The 18,049-nt window shown below is 63.3% G+C and carries 21 protein-coding genes; all 21 read left to right on the plus strand.

The features are described from left to right. Nucleotides 1-151 precede the first annotated feature (151 nt). The 21 genes from KCG88_RS14500 (at nt 152) to KCG88_RS14600 (ending at nt 18,025) form a co-directional block, all read left to right on the plus strand. Nucleotides 152-898 carry an XRE family transcriptional regulator gene (locus tag KCG88_RS14500; protein WP_019093195.1) on the plus strand — a complete coding sequence of 249 codons (747 nt, stop codon included), beginning with the start codon at nt 152-154 and terminating at the stop codon, nt 896-898. A gap of 517 nt (nt 899-1,415) precedes the next feature. Next, nucleotides 1,416-1,766 (plus strand): phage holin family protein, encoded by a 351-nt coding sequence (locus tag KCG88_RS14505; protein WP_011059558.1) that lies wholly within the window; start codon nt 1,416-1,418, stop codon nt 1,764-1,766. A gap of 88 nt (nt 1,767-1,854) precedes the next feature. Continuing rightward, on the plus strand, nt 1,855-2,376 hold the full coding sequence (locus KCG88_RS14510) for a hypothetical protein (RefSeq protein ID WP_210712586.1): 522 nt from the start codon (nt 1,855-1,857) through the stop codon (nt 2,374-2,376). Continuing rightward, entirely contained in the window at nt 2,373-2,963 is a 591-nt protein-coding gene (locus KCG88_RS14515) for a phage baseplate assembly protein V (protein WP_210712587.1), read from the plus strand. Before KCG88_RS14510 ends, KCG88_RS14515 begins: the two co-directional genes overlap by 4 nt. A gap of 91 nt (nt 2,964-3,054) precedes the next feature. Continuing rightward, nucleotides 3,055-3,258, plus strand: a complete 204-nt coding sequence (locus tag KCG88_RS14520) for a hypothetical protein (RefSeq protein ID WP_210712588.1) — start codon at nt 3,055-3,057, stop codon at nt 3,256-3,258. A 4-nt stretch (nt 3,259-3,262) separates the two neighbouring features. Beyond that, a complete protein-coding gene (locus tag KCG88_RS14525) occupies nt 3,263-3,589 on the plus strand; it encodes a GPW/gp25 family protein (RefSeq protein ID WP_210712589.1) in 327 nt (108 codons plus the stop codon). Continuing rightward, nucleotides 3,586-4,467 (plus strand): baseplate J/gp47 family protein, encoded by an 882-nt coding sequence (locus KCG88_RS14530; RefSeq protein ID WP_210712590.1) that lies wholly within the window; start codon nt 3,586-3,588, stop codon nt 4,465-4,467. Before KCG88_RS14525 ends, KCG88_RS14530 begins: the two co-directional genes overlap by 4 nt. Nucleotide 4,468: 1 nt before the next feature. Continuing rightward, the gene (locus KCG88_RS14535) at nt 4,469-5,077 is read left to right on the plus strand and encodes a phage tail protein I (protein ID WP_210712591.1); all 609 of its coding nucleotides are present in this window, start codon (nt 4,469-4,471) and stop codon (nt 5,075-5,077) included. Next, nucleotides 5,070-6,893: a phage tail protein gene (locus tag KCG88_RS14540; protein ID WP_210712592.1), complete on the plus strand. Its 1,824-nt coding sequence runs from the start codon at nt 5,070-5,072 to the stop codon at nt 6,891-6,893. The genes KCG88_RS14535 and KCG88_RS14540 overlap by 8 nt, the downstream gene beginning before the upstream one ends. A 13-nt stretch (nt 6,894-6,906) precedes the next feature. Next, a complete protein-coding gene (locus KCG88_RS14545; RefSeq protein WP_246882696.1) occupies nt 6,907-7,506 on the plus strand; it encodes a phage tail assembly chaperone in 600 nt (199 codons plus the stop codon). An 82-nt stretch (nt 7,507-7,588) separates the two neighbouring features. Beyond that, on the plus strand, nt 7,589-8,755 hold the full coding sequence (locus KCG88_RS14550) for a phage tail sheath family protein (protein ID WP_210712593.1): 1,167 nt from the start codon (nt 7,589-7,591) through the stop codon (nt 8,753-8,755). A 12-nt stretch (nt 8,756-8,767) separates the two neighbouring features. Next, complete coding sequence (locus tag KCG88_RS14555; RefSeq protein WP_210712594.1) at nt 8,768-9,277, plus strand: phage major tail tube protein; 510 nt, start codon at nt 8,768-8,770, stop codon at nt 9,275-9,277. A gap of 13 nt (nt 9,278-9,290) precedes the next feature. Next, nucleotides 9,291-9,596: a phage tail assembly protein gene (locus KCG88_RS14560; protein WP_210712595.1), complete on the plus strand. Its 306-nt coding sequence runs from the start codon at nt 9,291-9,293 to the stop codon at nt 9,594-9,596. Nucleotides 9,597-9,737: 141 nt separating this feature from the next. Further along, nucleotides 9,738-12,284 (plus strand): phage tail tape measure protein, encoded by a 2,547-nt coding sequence (locus KCG88_RS14565; RefSeq protein WP_210712596.1) that lies wholly within the window; start codon nt 9,738-9,740, stop codon nt 12,282-12,284. 9 nt (nt 12,285-12,293) lie between these two features. Then, a complete protein-coding gene (locus tag KCG88_RS14570) occupies nt 12,294-13,139 on the plus strand; it encodes a phage tail protein (RefSeq protein ID WP_210712597.1) in 846 nt (281 codons plus the stop codon). Beyond that, on the plus strand, nt 13,114-13,320 hold the full coding sequence (locus KCG88_RS14575) for a tail protein X (protein WP_210712598.1): 207 nt from the start codon (nt 13,114-13,116) through the stop codon (nt 13,318-13,320). The genes KCG88_RS14570 and KCG88_RS14575 overlap by 26 nt, the downstream gene beginning before the upstream one ends. A gap of 61 nt (nt 13,321-13,381) precedes the next feature. Continuing rightward, on the plus strand, nt 13,382-14,425 hold the full coding sequence (locus KCG88_RS14580) for a contractile injection system protein, VgrG/Pvc8 family (RefSeq protein ID WP_210712599.1): 1,044 nt from the start codon (nt 13,382-13,384) through the stop codon (nt 14,423-14,425). A gap of 49 nt (nt 14,426-14,474) precedes the next feature. Beyond that, nucleotides 14,475-15,611: a glycosyl hydrolase family 18 protein gene (locus tag KCG88_RS14585; protein WP_210712600.1), complete on the plus strand. Its 1,137-nt coding sequence runs from the start codon at nt 14,475-14,477 to the stop codon at nt 15,609-15,611. Between the two features lie 157 nt (nt 15,612-15,768). Further along, nucleotides 15,769-16,350, plus strand: coding sequence for a hypothetical protein (locus KCG88_RS14590; RefSeq protein ID WP_210712601.1), 582 nt, complete (start codon nt 15,769-15,771; stop codon nt 16,348-16,350). Beyond that, the gene (locus KCG88_RS14595; protein WP_011059562.1) at nt 16,347-16,529 is read left to right on the plus strand and encodes a DUF2635 domain-containing protein; all 183 of its coding nucleotides are present in this window, start codon (nt 16,347-16,349) and stop codon (nt 16,527-16,529) included. The genes KCG88_RS14590 and KCG88_RS14595 overlap by 4 nt, the downstream gene beginning before the upstream one ends. Further along, the gene (locus KCG88_RS14600) at nt 16,529-18,025 is read left to right on the plus strand and encodes a phage tail sheath subtilisin-like domain-containing protein (RefSeq protein ID WP_210712602.1); all 1,497 of its coding nucleotides are present in this window, start codon (nt 16,529-16,531) and stop codon (nt 18,023-18,025) included. The genes KCG88_RS14595 and KCG88_RS14600 overlap by 1 nt, the downstream gene beginning before the upstream one ends. The last annotated feature ends 24 nt before the right edge of the window (nt 18,026-18,049 follow it).

Consider the following 18,049-nt stretch of genomic DNA (forward strand, 5'->3'; position numbering starts at 1 on the left):
AAGGAGCGCTGAGCTCGGCTTTTTGCAGATGGCGGCAAGGTTACCATGGGTGCCCCAGCCTCGCAGGCACCAAGGCGCTCCGGTGGGTGTCCGGTAAATGCATTACATATATGCAAATCAGCATTTGTCATTGCGCAAAAGATCAAGCAATATGCGTTCTATGCAAATACGCAATGTTTCTACCGTCTTAAGAGAGCTGCTGGATCGTGACGGAATCTCCCCCACGGAGCTTCACCGTCGCACCGGTGTGCCTCAATCCACCCTCTCGCGGATTCTCAGCGGGAAGATCGTCGATCCGTCGGATAAACACATCTCGCGGATCGCCGAATACTTCCAGGTGAGCACCGACCAGTTGCGTGGGCGCGTGGATATCGCGCCTGCCCGGGCTGCTGCGCCCCGTGACGAGATTCATTCGGAACTCAAGGACATAAGCCTGTGGGACGACGATACCCCTGTCGATGACGACGAGGTGTCGGTTCCCTTTCTGCGCGAGGTTGAATTGGCTGCTGGATCAGGAAGATTCGTCATCGAGGAAAGCGAGCGCGCCAGCCTGCGCTTCGGCAAGCGCAGCCTGCGGCACAACGGCGTGCAGTTCGACCAGGCCAAGTGCGTCACGGTGCGGGGCAACAGCATGTTGCCGGTGCTGCGGGACGGCGCGACGGTGGGCGTCAATGCGGGCAAATGCGCAATTGGCGACATCGTCGATGGCGACCTCTACGCCATCAACCACAACGGCCAGCTGCGAGTGAAGCAGCTGTATCGCCTGCCCACCGGGATTCGCCTGCGCAGCTTCAACCGCGATGAGCACCCGGACGAGGACTACAGTTTCCAGGAGATCCAGGAGGAGCAGATCAGCATCCTCGGTCACGTCTTCTGGTGGGGCATGTACGCCCGCTAAGCCCTCTCTGTCAGACAAAGCCCGCCACTGAGCGGGCTTTTTTTCGCCTTCGAAAACCCTCCCACCCTGCATTTATGCGGCCTCCATGCGTTCGTGCAAATCCTGCGCATAAATAAATGCATTTACGCATTGACTGGATATGCATGGATGCATATTATCCATCTCAAGCCGTTCAACTACGGCTGCAACGACGCTCTTTAGTGGCAAAGCAAAGGCAGCGATGAATCGGCCTCGACGGTTCAGAGGGTTGGCAACTGGCCCGGGTGTGCAGCGTAAAGCACCAGAAGCAGTTATCCGGCGGACAGGGTCGCGGTCGGAGGAACAATTTGAATGGGTCCGTACCGCACCAGTAGTGCCGAAAGACCAAGGTTTGCATTACTGAAAAGCCCGGGCGACCGGGCTTTTTGGAATGCCTGCCTAACGTGGGCCACCGACAGACAGGGACCCTTTGAAACATCGTTATCAGCCTTCTATCAACCGGCCATTTCGCTGGCCTCAATCCGCACGGGAGACGTGAATGACAAACGAGCAACAAGCGTTGCTGGACATGCCGATCTGGCTGGTCATCGTCCTGGCCCTGGTCGGTGGCGTTTCCGGCGAAATGTGGCGCGCCGACAAGGAGGGCGCCCGTGGCTGGTCGCTGCTGCGGCGCCTGGCGCTGCGCTCCGGAGCCTGCGTGGTCTGCGGGGTCTCGGCGATCATGCTGCTGTATGCCGCTGGCGTGTCGATCTGGACCGCCTGCGCCTTCGGTTGCCTGACCGCCATGGCCGGCGCCGACGTCGCCATCGGCCTTTATGAGCGCTGGGCGGCCAAGCGCATCGGGGTATGCGAACCGCCTTCGCGGGATTCCCATTCGGACCAGCCTTGACTCACCGGGCGGCTACCGCCCTCAACACGGTCGTGCGCCCCGGGCTGTCGCAGCCGGGGCCGTTTCGACCTGATTCTGGAAGCAGACAATGAGCGTACTGACGCAGCTACCCGAGGCCATCACGTCCACGATCAAGTCGGCCATGCCGCATCTGCATAGGGTCGAGGCATTTCCCGAGACCGTTGATGGCTCCGCCGAGACAGCAATCTACGTTGCAATCACCGGCATTGACCCGGGAGCTGATCCGGGCGACGGCCGGAGTTGCCTGCAGGCGACCTTCGAGGCCCGGGTGCGGGTTGACCCGAGCCTTGCGCAAGCTTCTTTGCAGGCGGTCGTTCTGGCAGCGCAGCTCATGGACCTGCTGCGTTGCCAGTACTGGAATCTTGATTCTGTCGATAGTGCGAAGGCGGTGTGGGCCAAACCTGCCGGCACGGCCGTGGATTCGGCGCCGAAAACCGAGTGGACCGTGCAATGGCAGCAGTCCATCTACCTGGGCGAGGAACAATGGCCCTGGCCCGAGCAACCCCCGGGAACCCTGGTATTGGGTTTCAGCCCCGAGACCGGCCCCGGTCACGAGGGGCACTACCAGGCGCCGGAGCAGATGTCGTGAGTTACGTCACTGCAACTCACGACCGAATGCTTTCTGGCTTGATCCTGCCTTGCGCAGTGGTCGGCGTGGACCTTGCCGCGGGCAGAGTGCGGGTATCCGATGGCGCCGGCTGGACCAGCGCCTGGGTTCGCTGGCACAGCCAGGCCGCCGGCAAGGCCCGGCACTGGCGGGCGCCGAGCCTGGGCGAGCAGGGCGTGCTGATCAGCCCCAGTGGCGAGCCGGCCCAGGGCACCTTCGTTCCCGGCCTCTATGGCGATGCCGGTGCCCAGCCGGATAACCGCGACCACGTCGAGGTCTGGCGTTTCGATGATGGCGGCTCGCTGGTCTACGACTGGCAGGCCAGGAGCTACAGCATCTCCCTGCCCAGCGGCACCGTGACGATTCAGGTCGGCGCCAGTTCCGCCGTGGTGACGGACAACAGCATTACCGGCAAGGCCGACAGCATCACCCTGACGGGGGCAATCACCTTGAATGGCGAGGTGCAAATCAACGGTGCGAGCTTGAAGCATAACGGGGTGAATGTCGGCTCGACCCACATCCACCCGGGCGTGATGCCCGGCCCCGGAGCAACTGCTCCACCGCAGTGACGCCTTGGCGATCAACGCCGGCCACCCAACCTGCAACGCCGATAAACCCGATCAATCCGCCGAATGCGGATTTTTGTACCCGGAGAAAAGCATGGCAATCCCGAAAAAAAAGCCCGGCCGCACGGCCACCAGTGGCACTGCGGTCTTTCGCGACACCCTCTACACCTCGCGCATTCTGATCCTGGCGGACGGCCGCGCGCTGTCGGTGGCCCAGGGCGAGGTATCGGTACCGGTCAGCGACACCCTCGCCCGAGGTTACCTGGAGCAGCACCCGGACCTTCAGTTGCAGGAGTAACACCATGATCGGAATGGATCGCCGTACCGGCTTGCCGCTGTCCGGCATCGAGCATTTGCGGCAGTCCATCGAGGACATCCTGACCACGCCGTTGGGCAGCCGGCGGATGCGCCCGGAGTATGGCTGCAACCTGCGCCGTTATGTCGACTTGCCGGTGACCGGTGGCTGGAAAAGCGCGGTGCAGGCCGAAGTCGCCCGGGCGCTGTTGCGCTGGGAGCCCCGCTTGAAACTGGAGCGGGTAAAGGTTGTAGCGGTGGTGGAGGGCCAGGTCAGTTTCCAACTGACGGGCCGCTACCTGGGTAATGACGCGGTTTTGGAGGTGACGGCATGAGCATGCTGGATTTATCGGCACTGCCGGCGCCGCAGGTGCTGGAAGCCCTGGATTTTGAAGCGCTGTATCAGGGCAAGCTGGCGACCTTTCGCCGCTATATGGGCGACAACTGGACGGCCAATCTGGAAAGCGATCCGGTCACCAAGCAACTGGAGCTATCGGCCTACGGCGACATGCTGTTGCGGGCCCGGGTCAACGATGCGGCCAAGGCGCTGCTGCTGGCCCATGCCCAAGGCACGGACCTGGATCAGCTGGCGGCCAACGTCAATCTGCAGCGCCTGGTGATCCAGGCTGGCGACCCGCAAACGGTGCCGCCTGTAGTGCAGGTCAAGGAAGCCGACGACGCACTGCGCGAGCGTGTCCAACTGGCCTATGAAGGCCTGACCACCGCCGGGCCGCGCAACAGCTACATCCTGCATGCCCGCAATGCCTCGGCCCGGGTGGCGGACGCCGAGGCCGAAAGCCCGTCACCGGCCTGCGTCACGGTTACGGTGCTGAGCCTGGAAGGTGACGGTGCAGCAGAGCCTGAACTGCTGGCGACGGTCGCTGCGGCCCTCAATGACGAGGACGTGCGACCGCTGGGGGATCGGGTCACGGTGAACAGCGCCCAGATACTGCCGTATCGCATCGACGCGGTGCTGTACATGAAAGGGCCGGGCCCGGAAAGCGATGCCGCCCTGGCAGAGGCCGAGCGCAAGCTGGCCGCCTGGGTCAACCCACGTCGGCGCCTGGGCATCGAGGTGGCGCGCTCAGCCATCGATGCCCAGCTGCATGTGGCCGGCGTGGCCCGGGTTGAACTGCGGGGTTGGCAGGACATAGTCCCGAGCAAGGCCCAGGCCGCGTATTGCACCGGCTACAGCGTTACCTTGGGGAGCTGATATGACCAGCCTGCTGCCAAGCAACAGCACATTCCTGGAACGCGCCCTGGAGGCGACCAACAGCAGCGACGCCGCCACCATGTTGCGCACCCTGTACAACCCCTCGACCTGCCCGGTGCACTTGCTGCCCCAGCTGGCCTGGGCCTGGTCGGTGGATCGCTGGGACCCGCGCTGGAGCGAGACGGTCAAGCGCAATGCCATTCGCGCCTCGTTCTTCATCCATGCCCGCAAGGGCACCATCGGCGCTTTGCGCCGTGTGGTGGAGCCGCTGGGTTACCTGATTGAAGTGGTCGAGTGGTTCAACCTGGAGCCTGAAGGCGTTCCCGGAACTTTCATGCTCAAGGTCGGCGTTTCTGACGGTGGTATCAGCGAAGAAACCTATCGCGAATTGGCAGCGCTGCTCGATGACGCCCGTCCCGTCAGTAGGCACATGATCGGGTTGGCCATCAGCCTAGACACGGCCGGCGGGTACTACATCAACGGCTCTGTAAGCGAGGGCGACGTGCTTGACGTATATCCGCCGATCCCGCGTGAGATCGAGGCCACAGGCCGAATCGGTCGCGGTGGTCGTGAACACACCATTGACACCCTGGACATTGCACATGGTTGACCAGAATTCCCAGTTTTACGCCATCCTCACGAACGTAGGGGCGGCCAAGCAAGCCAACGCCGATGCCCTGGGCATCCCGTGGAAGATCACACAGATGGGCGTGGGCGACGCCAACGGCACCGACCCTGCCCCCAACGCGACGCAAACCGCGCTAATTAGTGAGTGGCGCCGGGCGCCTCTGAATCAGCTCAAGGTCGATGATAAGGATTCTTCGATCATCATCGCCGAACAAGTCATTCCGGCGGATGTGGGGGGGCGTTGGATTCGAGAGATTGCATTGTATGACGCCGACGGCGACATGATCGCCGTGGCCAACTGTGCACCGACCTACAAGCCTCTGCTCAGTCAAGGTTCGGGACGCACCCAGATAGTGCGGATGAATCTGATCGTCAGCAGCTCCAGCAATGTGCAGCTCAAGATCGACCCGTCCGTGGTGCTCGCAACTCGCGAGTATGTAGATGCCGCAATTCTTGCCGTGCTGCCCAGGAACAAGCCCGCGGGGACCTATGGCAAGGTCACCATCGACGCACGGGGTATTGTGACCGGAGGAGAGAGTCCGGTCACGCTTGCCGGCCATGGCATTGCTGACGCCTTCACGATGGCCGAGACGAACCAGAAAGTCGCAGATGCAATCAGCACACTTCGTGGACCAGTTCCGGCCAATCTGGACCAACTGAGCAAAATCGCCGCTTCGCTCAACAATGACCCGCAGTTTTCCGCAAACATGCTGTTGGCATTGGCGGGCAAAGCCAGCAAGGGCACGACGCTCGGGGAATACGGCATAATCGATGCCATACCGAATCGAAACCCCATTGCCAACGGTATGGATGTTTATGGCGGCGACTTGGCATTCCTGACGGCCAATGCCGAAGCGTCGATTGCGCTCAACTGCTACTACACGGGCCAGAAATGGTTGCGTCGTGATACGACCAAGAGTGCTATCTGCCTTGGGGTTTCCCGTTCGCAAGGGCTGTTTGTTGCCCGGGCGGATGCGGGTACGGGGCCGATCGCCTGGACGAGCAGTGGGCTGCTCGACAGCAGCCTAGCGTTCACCAAGGACGAAGTATTAACTCTCTTGGCCGACCGACTCAAGGCAGGCGATTTCGGGCTTGGTGGGTATGCTCCATTGTTCCCGGGTAACGACTTGAACAAGCAGTACGACGGCACATCGTGGTTCCGAACCATCGCAGGTTGTCTCAATGCACCGCCCGGAGCCAATACGCAAGGCTCGCAAGTACGCCATGAAGTGTTGGCTCCGGGCGTCACTCAACAGACTTTTCGTGAGCACTTGACGGCGCGTGAGTGGCACCGGGCCAGTGATGCCTATGCATTTGGCCCCTGGATCGAGGTTGTCACAAATATGGTGGGAGCGGTCCAGGCCTTTGCGTCGACCGTACCGCCGACTGGTTGGCTTGTGGCCGACGGCTCGCAAGTGCTACGCGCCAATTATCCCGCCCTGCTGGCGGCAATCAATGGCGCGTTCGGGTGGGGCAATGGCTCAACCACGTTCAATCTGCCCGACATGCGCGGCGAAGTAATCCGAGGGCTGGACCTGGGGCGCGGTATCAACCCTGGACGGGCTCTTGGCTCCATCGAGCTGGATGCGATGCAGGGGCACGGTCATGCCAATACCAACCAGATCATCGGTATGTCCGGCGGGTCGGGGGAGTTCCTGTCTCACAACAACGGCATAAGCAGCTCCACTAGCACCACGCGGATCTTGGGGCCTGTGGATCTCGCGGGTTACGGGGCCGTGCGTGTCGCCAGTGAAACCCGTATGCGCAACGTGGCGATGCTCTGGTGCATCAAATACTGAGAGTGAGGTGAACATGCAAGCCGATACACCCATTGATCGCACGATCTACCACGCTCACCCTGAAACGGGTGAGTTTCTAGGCGAGGGCGAAGCGCGGCTGGATCCGATCGAAGACAGTTTTCTGCTGATCCCGGCGCATGCCACGCAGGCGAAGCCTCCGGCCGCCAGCGGGCATCAGGCGGCCGTCCTGCAGGCCGGTGAGTGGCTGTTGAAGCCTGACTATCGTGGCCTGGTCTACTCTACCGCCGACGGCAGTGCCGTGCAGCATTTCGACCTGGGCGACCTGCCCGAGGGCTTCACTCACCTTGTCCCTCCAGGCGAGGACTTTGCGTGGTCCGACAAGGGGTGGGTACTGGATGAAGAAGCCAGGTCGATTCGTCTGGCGGATGCTGAGCGCGTTTGGCGAAACGGTGAGGTCGACAACGTGAAGTGGTTGCGGGAGCGCCATCGTGACGAACAGGATCTGCAGAAGACCACGACATTGAGTGATGCGCAGTTTACTGAGCTGCTGAGCTACCTACAGGCACTGCGGGATTGGCCGCAGTCAGATGTTTTTCCCGACGTCGCCGAACGTCCCGCGGCCCCGCCTTGGATCGCCGATCAAACGCAATGACGCCCCGCACAGTCGGGGCGTTTTCATTTCCGTTGTACTACCTGGCCCTGCTGTGCAGGGCTTTTCCACATCTGGAGTAAACATGGCTGGATTCTTTCACGGCGTTACTGTCACCAACGTCGACACCGGCGCACGCACCATCTCGCTGCCCACGTCTTCGATCATCGGCCTGGTGGACACCTTTACCGAAGGCCCTGACTTCAGCGCCAAGGCCAACGACCTGCTGCTGATCACTAACGAGCGTGAGGCTATCGCGGCCTGGGGCCCGGATGCGGCGATCACCAAGGCCTGCCAGGCCATCTACCAGCGGGCCAAGGCGGTGATCGTCGCTTGCGGCGTGGCCAAGGTGGCGGATGCGGCCGAGCAGACCTCGGCGATCATCGGTGGGGTGCTGGCGGACGGCAAGCGTACCGGCCTGCAAGCCTTGCTGGATGGCAAGAGCCGTTTCAACGCCCAGCCGCGCTTGCTGGTGGCGCCCAAGCACAGCTCGACCCAGGCGGTCGGTACTGCGCTGGTGGCCCTGGCCGACAAGCTGCGTGGCCTGGCGATCATCGATGGCCCCAACAGCACCGATGAAGCGGCCATGGCGTACGCCAAGCACTTCGGCGCCAAGCGCGCCTATATGGTCGACCCGGGCATCCAGTACTGGGACAACGGCGCCAGCGCCACCGTCGATGCGCCGGCTTCGGCCTGGGTCGCCGGTCTGTTCGCCTGGACCGACAACGAGTACGGCTTCTGGGCTTCGCCGTCGAACAAGGAGTTTGTCGGCATCACCGGCACCTCGCGTGCCATCGAGTTCCTGGACGGCGATGAAACCTGCCGCGCCAACCTGCTGAACAACGCCAACATCACCACCATCATTCGTGATGAAGGTTTCCGCCTGTGGGGCAACCGCACGCTGTCCAGCGATCCGAAGTGGGCCTTCGTTACCCGGGTACGGACCATGGACATCGTCATGGACGCGATCCTCTACGGCCACAAATGGGCCGTGGACCGCTCGATCACCGCGACCTACGTCAAGGACGTTACCGAGGGCCTGCAGGCGTTCATGCGTGATCTGAAGAACCAGGGCGCGATCATCAACTTCGAGGTCTACGCCGACGCCGAACTCAACACCGCCAGCCAGCTGGAGCAGGGCAAGGTGTACTGGAACATCCGCTTCACCGACGTGCCACCGGCCGAAAACCCCAACTTCCGCGTCGAGGTCACCAACCAGTGGCTGACCGAAGTCCTCGAACACACCGCTTAAGGAGCAGCAGCAATGGCAATGATTCCCGAAACCCTGGCGAACATGAACCTGTTCGTCGATGGCATCAGCTTTCAAGGCGACGTACCGAGCCTGACCCTGCCCAAGTTGACCCTCAAGACCGAGGAACATCGGGTCGGCGGCATGGATGTGCCCGTCGAGCTGGACATGGGCATGGAAAAACAGGATGCCGGCTTCACCACCACCGGTGTGCGGCGTGAGTCGCTGAAGCTGTTCGGCCTGGCCGATGGTAGCGGTTTCAATGGCGTGTTCCGTGGTGCCTTCAAGGGCCTCAAGGGCAAGGTCACGCCGGTGATCGTGACCCTGCGCGGCTTGCTCAAGGAAGTCGACATGGGCGATTGGAAATCCGGCGACAAGGCCGAGATCAAGCACAACGTGGCCCTGACCTACTACAAGCTGGAAGTCGACGGTCGCCTGATCTACGAGATCGATGCCCTGGGCATGAAGCGCGTGATCAACGGTGTCGACCAACTGGCCGCGCAACGTTCGGCCCTGGGCCTGTAAGGAAACCACCAGCATGACTCAAGCAATCAACAAGACCCCGGCGTGGATGACCCTGAGCGCGGAAAACGTCGTGATCAGCCTCAGCAAGCCGGTGGAGATGAACGGCGTGGTCTGCGACAAGGTCACCTTGCGCACCCCCACCGTGCGTGATGTGCGTGCGGCCAACTCCGGGGCTGCCGGCGATGATGAGCAGCGCGAACTGATGCTGTTTGCCAGCCTGGCGCAAATCAGTGCCAAGGATCTGGAGGGCATGGCGCTCAAGGACTATCAGCGCCTGCAGGCTGGCTATTTTCGCCTGGTGCAAGACGACGAGCTTTGACCCTGCGGTGATGAAGATGGTGGCGAAGCGGCTCGCCAGCGAGCTGCATTTTTCCGCCGAGGAAATCATGACCATGAGGTTTTCCGACATGGTCTGGTGGCTCACGGATTGAGCCCGTCACCCAAGGATCAGGAGAAGCAGATGGCGAGCAAGCTGGAATCAGGGCTGGTGGTGGTGGGTACTGCCCTCAGTTCGACGTGGGACGCTGCCTTCAAGACGGTGGAAGGCCGGATCAAGCAGCTGGAGCTGCAGGGCAGCAAGGCCCGGGGGCTGGAAAAGACCATTGGCCAGACCCTGCGCCTGCAGGATGAATGGAAAAAGGCCCATGACACCGGCGCCGCTTCTGCCGCCGGGCTGTTGCGCCGGTTGGAACAGAGCCGTGATGGCCTGCGCCAGCAGGGTATTCAGGTGCACAAGTTGCGCCAGGAATATCAAGCGCTGGGCAAGGTGGCCCGGGGTTCTGAGCTTCAGGCCCGAGGACTGCAGCAGGTCGCCCAGGGCAAGGCCGAATTCAAGGCAGCTTATGACTGGGCAAAGTTCGGCGTCGATAAACTGCGTGCCCCGGTCAAGATCAGCGCCGACTATCAGGCGCTGATCCGCGACATGGCGATCAAGGCCAATGTGGTCAACCAGCCTCAGGAAGCGCAGCTGAGCCGTACGGTGATTCAGACCTCCCGTGACACGGGCATGGCCCGTAACGATGTGGCGGCTTTGGTGAGCCAGATGATGGCCAGCGGTATGTCGCTGGACAAGGCGCAGGGCTACGCAGGGCTGGCCGCCAAGTTTGCGGTGGGGCAGGGCGCGAGTGTCGACGACACGGCGAAGTTGATGCGGGCCCTGGAGCTGAAGGCCGGGATCAGCGATCCCAAGGTCATGGAGCAGGCCCTGGAGGCCATCGCCTTGCAGGGGCAGGCGGGCAATTTCGAGGCGGCCGACATGGCGCGCTTGCTCCCGGCGCTGCTCGCGAGTGCGAGCAACTTGAAACTCACCGGCATGGAGGCGGTGAGCCAGTTGGGATCGATGCTGCAAGTGCAGATGAGCAACGCGGCAAGTCCTGATGAGGCCGCAGGCCAACTGCAAAACTGGATCGAGAAAATCGGCTCCAGTGAGGCAGTCAAGGCTTATGAAGATGCGGGTATTGACTACCAGGCCTCGCTGAACACCGGCATTCAGAAGGGTATGTCGAGCCTGGAGGCGAGCTTTGCCCTGGCCATGCGCTATGTCAGGGCCATCGATCCGGCCAAGGCCGCGAAGATGTCCGAGGCCCTGGCGCAGATCAGCCAGGAAACCGATCCGGCGAAGGCCAAGGACACGCTCGAGGCTCTGGAGGAGTCCCTGCGCACCGGTGACCTGTTCACCGATATGCAGATCAAGGCGGCCTTGCTGGCTCACACCCAGGGCCGGCAGCAGTACGAGCAAGTGAAGAAGGACTCGTTGAGTGCTTCGGGGGTTATCGACAAGAACCTGGCCGAGCGTCGGCAAGCCTCCGCCCAGCTGTGGAAGGAAACCGAGCAGGCGGTCGACGGTGGCATGCTTGCCGTGGGGAAGGCCCTGCAACCGGCCACGGATTTGGTGGCCCAAAGCATCACGCTGGTGGTCGGCAAACTGACCGAACTGGCGGAGAAGGAACCCTCATTGGTACTGGGGGTGACAGCCCTGGGCGCCGCTTATGTCGCGGTGCAAAAGCTGATGGCTGTCTACACCATTGGCAAGGGCCTGCTGAATGTCGCTCGAGGTTCACTGCAGGTTGGCCGCAAAATGGCGAAGCGCTCCTCTGGTGGCACTGCGAGCGGTATCGACTGTTGTGCGCCCATGCTCGATTGCGGCCCGGACAAAAAACGCCGCAAGGGCCGTGGCGGGCGCAAGACGCCCCGGCGCGAGCCTCGTTCGAGGGGCATGGGCAGCAAAGGCTTCAAGAGCCCTTTGACGCCCAGCGGCCTGGAGAGAGTGGCCAGAGGGGCTGCCACCTCTGGTGCCGTAATGAAAGGCGCCGGCTCCCTGGCCAAGGGAGTCGCCCCCTTGCTCAAGGGCGGTGCGATCCTTTCGGTGCTCGGTGCAGGCTTCCAGGTGGCGGACACTTACCTCAATGCCCAGACCCAGGATGAAAAAGCCGAAGGCTACGGCGAGGCGGCGGGCAATCTTGCTGGCGCCGCCGCGGGTGCAGCAGCAGGGGCCGCCATCGGCTCCGTGGTGCCGGTGATCGGTACGGTGATTGGCGGGCTAGTGGGCGGCGCCCTGGGTGCCTGGGGCGGCTCGGCCGCCGGTGGTGCCTTGGGTAAAAAGCTGTTCGGCTCCGACGAGTCGCTCAAGCACTTGCCCGCCGCCGGTCCGCTGATGATGGGCAACGCTGGACAGAACATCCCGCCGGTCATGGGCGATATCGCCAAATCCTTCCAGAAAGGCCAGACGCCCCCGCTGATGGGGCAGGCGGCGCGCTCGATGCTTAGCCCATCGTCGTCTGCTGCGGCGCCGGCCACGATCACTGTGCCTGAGTCGCTCAAACCCCAGGTACCTCCTGTCATCGAGCAGCAGTTCAGCTTCGCGCCCTATTTGTCGATCTCGGTTCAGGGTGATGTGCGCGACCCCGCGCAACTGGCCCGGGAACTGGAACCCCACCTGCGCTGGCAGTTCGACGAGTTCAGCCGCCAGGCTGCCGCTCGCCAGCTGTTCGACGCCGCACACGTCTAAGGAGATCGCATGGCTTACATGGAACAGCTGCAATCGGGGCTGGGTTCCCTGGTGGCGGCAGCGGAAGCGGGCCGGCGCAGCGCCGATGAAATGCTCGGGCCCATGAACGGCGCCATCAGCGACATCAGCGGCGCCGCCCTGGAGCTTGAAAGCCTGCCCGTGGTCGGGCCGGCGCTGGGCGCGAAGCTGCAACGCACGATGCGCAGTATCGGTGCGGCGCAGTCGGTGGTGGGGGAAGTCGCGGCCAAGTACAGCCAGGCAGTGACCGTGGCCGGGCAGATGCAGCAGCGTCTTGGCGCCCTGCAGGAACAGGTGGCCAAGGCCGGCGCGGCGATCAATCGGATCGGCGGGCAGATCAGTCCTTCCCTGGGCAACATCTTCCCGACCGCCGCATTTGCCGAACAGACCACACCGGCGGCCGAGGCGGTGAAGCCCTTCGCGCACCTGTTGATCCTGCAACCGCTCGGGGCGGGCGCTCAGCCCTACTACTTCAACGTCGATACCGCAGCCTTCGAGGCGCTGCGCCGGCAGAGCGGATTCCGCTGGGCCGCTCAGGAGCGCTTGAGCCGCAGTGTCGCCCAGCAGGCAGTGGGCCAGGGTGAAGAACGGATCTCCCTCAAGGGCACGGTGTTTCCCGGGTTCAAGGGCGGCCTGGGGCAGTTGCAGACCTTGCGCAGCATCGGGCGGCGCTTGCAGCCGCTGAGCCTGACCACCGGCTACGGCGAAGTGCTGGGCACCTGGTGCCTGACCAGCATCGAGGAAGATCAGAGCCACCTGCTGGCCGGCGGTATCCCGCGCAAACAAGGTTTTTCATTGGAGTTCGTAAGCTATGGCGACGACTTGCAGAACGTCTGACGGGGATCTGCTCGATACCTTGTGTTACCAGTATTACGGCCACCTCAACGGCTGTGTCGAGGCGGTGCTGGACGCCAACCAGGGGTTGGCCGACGAGGTACAGCCGTTTCGCGCCGGGCTGCTGATCCGGCTGCCGGCGCTGCCGGCCCGGGCCGACGCCATGGTCCAGCTATGGGATTGAGCCCCAACCCCTTTACCCAACCCCGTCGAGCACGGGGTTGGCTTTTTCTGGAGTACGGCACATGACCCCAGCGTTTCGCATCGTCGCTGATGGCCGGGACATCACCGCGCAGATCAACGACCGCTTGCTGAGCCTGCGCACCACGGACAAGCCCGGCCTGGAGTCGGACGAATTCGAGCTGCGCATCGATGACCGCGACGGCGCCGTGGTGCTGCCCCGGCGCGGCGCGAGCATCGAAGTGTTCCTCGGTTACGCCGGCCAGGAGCTGACTCGCCTGGGGCGCTACACGGTGGACGAAGTGGTGGTGAACGGGCCACCCGATACGCTTGAGATCCGTGGCAAGGCCAGCGACATGCGCGGCAGTGGCAAGACCACCCGCAGCGGTAGTTGGGAGAACGTTGCGCTGCAGCTCATCGTCCGTGACCTGGCGGCGCGCAATGGATGGCAGCCGGTCTGCCCGCTCGCTATCAAGGTACCGCGCATCGATCAGCTCAACGAGTCGGATTTCAACTTCATCACCCGCCTGGCCCGACAGTACGACTGCACCGCCAAGGTGGCCGAAGGCAAGTTGCTGGTGCTGCCCCGCCAGGCCGGACAGAGCGCCAGCGGCAAGGCCCTGGGGGTTGTCACCCTCGGGCGTGGCGATGTCAGCCGCTACCAGTTCCGCCTGAGTGACGGCAGCACCCACAAGGCAGTGCAGACCCGGCACCAGGACCCCAGGAGCGGAAAGCTGCGGGTCATCGACCTGGGTAACGATGGCTCGCCGGATGATTCGCCCGCCGTGCACACCGACCGCCACCTCTACCCGAACCAGTCTGCCGCCGAGCAGGCCGCCAAGGCGCGCCTGGCGGCCTTCAACCGCAGCACCGCCAGCCTGCGCCTGGACCTTGCGGGGCGCACCGATTTGTTCGCCGAGCGAATGATCAATGCCCAGGGCTTTAAGGCCGGGCTCGACGGTGACTATCTGGTGGATTCGGTCGAACAGTTGTTCACCCAGTCCGGCTGGACGACCACGGTCGAGTGCAACGGCGGCAAGCAAGGCAAAGCCAAGGCCAAGGGCAAGCCGCCCCAGGCCCGCAAACCCCTCAGGGTCGAGCAGCTTTGAGCCTTGATCCCATTCCCACTGACGGGGCAACCCGCCCACAGGAGTATTCATGAAACCAGGCATCATCCTGCCGATCCGGCATTTTCTCCGGACCTTGATCGCCGGTTGCAGCTTGCTGCTGGCCATTGGCGCCCATGCGGCACCCTTTGTCCTGGCCTATACCGACGGCCAGGTCGAAGCGTCCTACAGCAACCTGCAGGCGTTCCACCGCAACCTGTCCGCCGTCGGCCTGGGCAGCACCTACGGCCTGACCGTCACCGGCAAACTGCATCAGGACGGCATGAACGAAACCACGCAGAACATCATCCGTTTTGCCAAGAGCCAATCCCTGCCGCTGTACCCGACTGTTTCCGACTACAACGAAGACATCGGCGCCTTCGATCCGGCTATTTCCCTCTCCATCCTCAACGACCGGGCCTTGAGCGCCGGCACCGTCAAACAGTTGGTCAAGCTGGCCAAAGAGGGCGGATTCGCCGGCATCAACCTGGACTTCGAGAAGGTCGAACCCAGGAACCGCGCCGCGTTTTGCGCCTACGTCAAAACCCTGGGCGACGCCCTGCATGCCGGCAACAAGAAGCTGATCATCAGCATCCCGCCCAAGCTCAGCGACACCGAGCCTGAGTACCTGCAGGGCTACGACTACAAGGCCCTGGGCGCGGCGGTGGACTACTTCCAGGTGATGACCTACGACCAGGTCGGGCCGGGCTGGAGCAGCGGCGGCTTTCACAATGAAGCCTGGCCTGGCCCCGAATCGGGCTTGGACTGGCAGCAGGCGCTGCTCAGTTACGCCGTTTCCCGAGTCCCGGCGAGCAAGGTCCTGGCGGGGTTGCCCGCATACGGCCAGGACTACAGCATCGGCAACCGGGTGCACTGGTCGGCCTATCAGGAAATCATTGCCGAGCACCGGGCAGCCACTCACCGGGATGCCGCCTCTGCGACACCCTATGCCACCTGGGGGCCGGTCAAGAGCTTCGCCGACGGCGTGGAATGGACCCCGGAACGAGCGCAACCCGTGCTCTGGTACGACGATGCCGCCAGCATCAAGACCAAGACCGCACTGGTGGCCCAGCTGGGCCTGGGCGGCACCAGCGTCTGGGCCATGGGCTATGAAAATGCCGAGTTCTGGACGGCGTTGCAGGCCGGGTTCAAGGCCAGCAATGAGCTCTTGCCGGCGGGGCGGGAGTGACTGGCCGAATGGGCTCTGGAACTGGCTGCCACAGATTTTGCAGCACGCCTGGGGCCGTGATTCCAGGGCGCTTTTGCGAAACCCGTCTCGACGGGTTTTTTCATGCTCGTCAGAAACAAGCCTCACCGCAGCCTCATCCCGTTCCAGGAGCCTTGTCATGAAACTCTCGGCTGTTCTCGATCAGCTACAAGCACAGTGCCCGAGCTTTACCGGGCGCATCGTTGTCGGCACCCATGCCGATTCTGCTTCAGATGTTGGTGCGCCAATGCCAGCCGCCTATCTGGCGCCCAGCAACGATCTGGCCAGTGCCAGCGCCGGGCAGAACATCATTCGCCAGACCATCCGCGACCGCTTCGACGTGGTCCTGGCGCTGGGCGCCGCCGAGCCTGCAAAAGCGCTGAATCCGCTGCACGACCTGCGTGCCGAACTCTGGCGCGCCCTGGTCGGTTTCAAGCCCGGCGCCGAGTACAACCCGATCCAATACGACGGCGGTGAACTGGTGTCGCTCGACGCCACCCGCCTGCTCTACCGCCTGCGTTTCTTCGCCGAGTTCCAACTCGGTCGCAACTTGCCCAGCCAGCCGGCGGAAACCTGGCATGAGCGTGAACTCGACGGCTTGCCGTCCTTGACCGGGGTCACGGTGCGGGTCGATGCCATCGATCCGGCGGACCCCAATCTGCAACGCCCAGGGCCCGACGGGCGCCTGGAGCTGACTTTTTCAGGAGAGCTGAAGCAATGAGCAAACGCATCACCGTGCTGCCGGTCGCCGGCCGCGCCGTACCGGACCCGGAAGCAGGCGATCTGCTGCCCGCCTCTGGCCGTGAAGTGTCGGACAGCGCCTGGTGGCGCCGGCGTCTGGCCGATGGCGATATCACTAGCAAAGCCGTGAAAGCGGCGAAATCTCAAGGAGCCAAATAATGGCGATCGGTTTCAGTAATATCCCGGCGGACATCCGTGTGCCGCTGTTCTATGCCGAGATGGACAACTCGGCGGCCAATAGCGCGTCCTCGGCCATGCGCCGTCTGATCGTCGCCCAGGTCAACGACAACCAGGCTGGCGATGACCTCGGCAAGCTGGTGCTGGTGTCCAGCGTGGCCCTGGCCAAGAGCATCGGCGGGCAAGGTTCGATGCTCGCTTCTATGTACGAAACCTGGCGCAAGACCGACCCGGTGGGCGAGATCTGGTGCCTGCCGCTGCACAGCACCGAGGGCAGCGTGGCCAAGGCCGAGCTGAAGATCAGCGGTAGCGCCAGCGCCGCCGGCCTGCTCAATCTGTATGTCGGTGGGGTGCGGGTGCAAGCCTCTATCGTCAGCGGCGCCAGTGCCGCACAAGCGGCCAGCGCCCTGGCCTTGAAGGTCAACGCTGCAGTAGATCTGCCGGTGACCGCCACCGCGGCCGAGGGCACTGTGACCCTGAGCGCCAAGTGGACCGGCGACAGCGGCAACGACATCAGCTTGCAACTCAATCGCCTGGGCAAGAGCAATGGCGAAGAAACCCCGGCCGGCCTGACCCTGGTGCTGGGCAAGATGGCCGGCGGCACCGGCGTGCCGGATCAGGTCGCGGCCTTGGCGGCCCTGGGCGACGAGCCGTTCGAGTTCATCTGCATGCCCTGGACCGACACCGCCAGCCTCAATGCCTGGCAAGCGGTGATGGACGACAACACCGGCCGCTGGTCCTGGGCCAAGCAGCTGTTTGGCCATGTCTACAGCGCCAAGCGCGGCACCGTCGGCACCCTGGTGGCGGCCGGCCAGGCGCGCAACGATCAGCACATCACCATCCAGGCCCTGGAAACCGGCGTGCCTCAGCCGGTGTGGATCCAGGCCGCAGCGCTGGCGGCGCGGACCTCGGTGTTCATCTCCGCCGATGCCAGCCGTCCGACCCAGAGCGGTAGCCTGCCGGGGATCGATCCGGCCACGGCCAGCGAGCGCTTCACCCTGACCGAGCGCCAGTCGCTGCTGAGCTACGGCATCGCCACCGCCTACTACGAAGGCGGCTACATGCGCATTCAGCGGGCGATCACCACCTACCAGAAGAACGCCTACGGCCAGGCCGACAACTCCTACCTGGACAGCGAAACCATGCACCAGTCGGCGTTCATCGTGCGTCGCCTGCAAAGCGTGATCACCAGCAAGTACGGGCGCCACAAGCTGGCTGCCGACGGCACCCGTTTCGGCGCCGGCCAGCCGATCGTCACCCCGAGCACCATTCGCGGTGAGCTGATTGCCCAGTACGCCAAGCTGGAGCTGGAGGGCCATGTGGAGAATGCTGAGCTGTTCGCCGAGCACCTGATCGTCGAACGCGATGTGCAGGACCCGAGCCGGGTCAACGTGCTGTTCCCGCCGGACTACATCAACGGCCTGCGAGTGTTCGCGCTGCTCAACCAATTCCGCCTGCAGTACGACGCGGCGGCCTGAGCCGGACCTGCATCACTGCGCTTT

The organism is Pseudomonas sp. MWU349 (assembly GCF_017947325.1).
Taxonomy (GTDB): Bacteria; Pseudomonadota; Gammaproteobacteria; order Pseudomonadales; family Pseudomonadaceae; genus Aquipseudomonas; species Aquipseudomonas protegens.

Bases quoted from the DNA above. Each gene is read 5' to 3' on its own strand.
- KCG88_RS14600 (WP_210712602.1), top strand. From the start codon at position 16,529: ATGGCGATCGGTTTCAGTAATATCCCGGCGGACATCCGTGTGCCGCTG.
- KCG88_RS14560 (WP_210712595.1), top strand. From the start codon at position 9,291: ATGACTCAAGCAATCAACAAGACCCCGGCGTGGATGACCCTGAGCGCG.
- KCG88_RS14535 (WP_210712591.1), top strand. From the start codon at position 4,469: ATGACCAGCCTGCTGCCAAGCAACAGCACATTCCTGGAACGCGCCCTG.
- KCG88_RS14580 (WP_210712599.1), top strand. From the start codon at position 13,382: ATGACCCCAGCGTTTCGCATCGTCGCTGATGGCCGGGACATCACCGCG.
- KCG88_RS14520 (WP_210712588.1), top strand. From the start codon at position 3,055: ATGGCAATCCCGAAAAAAAAGCCCGGCCGCACGGCCACCAGTGGCACT.
- KCG88_RS14575 (WP_210712598.1), top strand. From the start codon at position 13,114: ATGGCGACGACTTGCAGAACGTCTGACGGGGATCTGCTCGATACCTTG.
- KCG88_RS14500 (WP_019093195.1), top strand. From the start codon at position 152: ATGCGTTCTATGCAAATACGCAATGTTTCTACCGTCTTAAGAGAGCTG.
- KCG88_RS14590 (WP_210712601.1), top strand. From the start codon at position 15,769: ATGAAACTCTCGGCTGTTCTCGATCAGCTACAAGCACAGTGCCCGAGC.
- KCG88_RS14525 (WP_210712589.1), top strand. From the start codon at position 3,263: ATGATCGGAATGGATCGCCGTACCGGCTTGCCGCTGTCCGGCATCGAG.
- KCG88_RS14570 (WP_210712597.1), top strand. From the start codon at position 12,294: ATGGCTTACATGGAACAGCTGCAATCGGGGCTGGGTTCCCTGGTGGCG.
- KCG88_RS14530 (WP_210712590.1), top strand. From the start codon at position 3,586: ATGAGCATGCTGGATTTATCGGCACTGCCGGCGCCGCAGGTGCTGGAA.
- KCG88_RS14585 (WP_210712600.1), top strand. From the start codon at position 14,475: ATGAAACCAGGCATCATCCTGCCGATCCGGCATTTTCTCCGGACCTTG.
- KCG88_RS14505 (WP_011059558.1), top strand. From the start codon at position 1,416: ATGACAAACGAGCAACAAGCGTTGCTGGACATGCCGATCTGGCTGGTC.
- KCG88_RS14595 (WP_011059562.1), top strand. From the start codon at position 16,347: ATGAGCAAACGCATCACCGTGCTGCCGGTCGCCGGCCGCGCCGTACCG.
- KCG88_RS14550 (WP_210712593.1), top strand. From the start codon at position 7,589: ATGGCTGGATTCTTTCACGGCGTTACTGTCACCAACGTCGACACCGGC.
- KCG88_RS14555 (WP_210712594.1), top strand. From the start codon at position 8,768: ATGGCAATGATTCCCGAAACCCTGGCGAACATGAACCTGTTCGTCGAT.
- KCG88_RS14565 (WP_210712596.1), top strand. From the start codon at position 9,738: ATGGCGAGCAAGCTGGAATCAGGGCTGGTGGTGGTGGGTACTGCCCTC.
- KCG88_RS14545 (WP_246882696.1), top strand. From the start codon at position 6,907: ATGCAAGCCGATACACCCATTGATCGCACGATCTACCACGCTCACCCT.
- KCG88_RS14510 (WP_210712586.1), top strand. From the start codon at position 1,855: ATGAGCGTACTGACGCAGCTACCCGAGGCCATCACGTCCACGATCAAG.
- KCG88_RS14540 (WP_210712592.1), top strand. From the start codon at position 5,070: ATGGTTGACCAGAATTCCCAGTTTTACGCCATCCTCACGAACGTAGGG.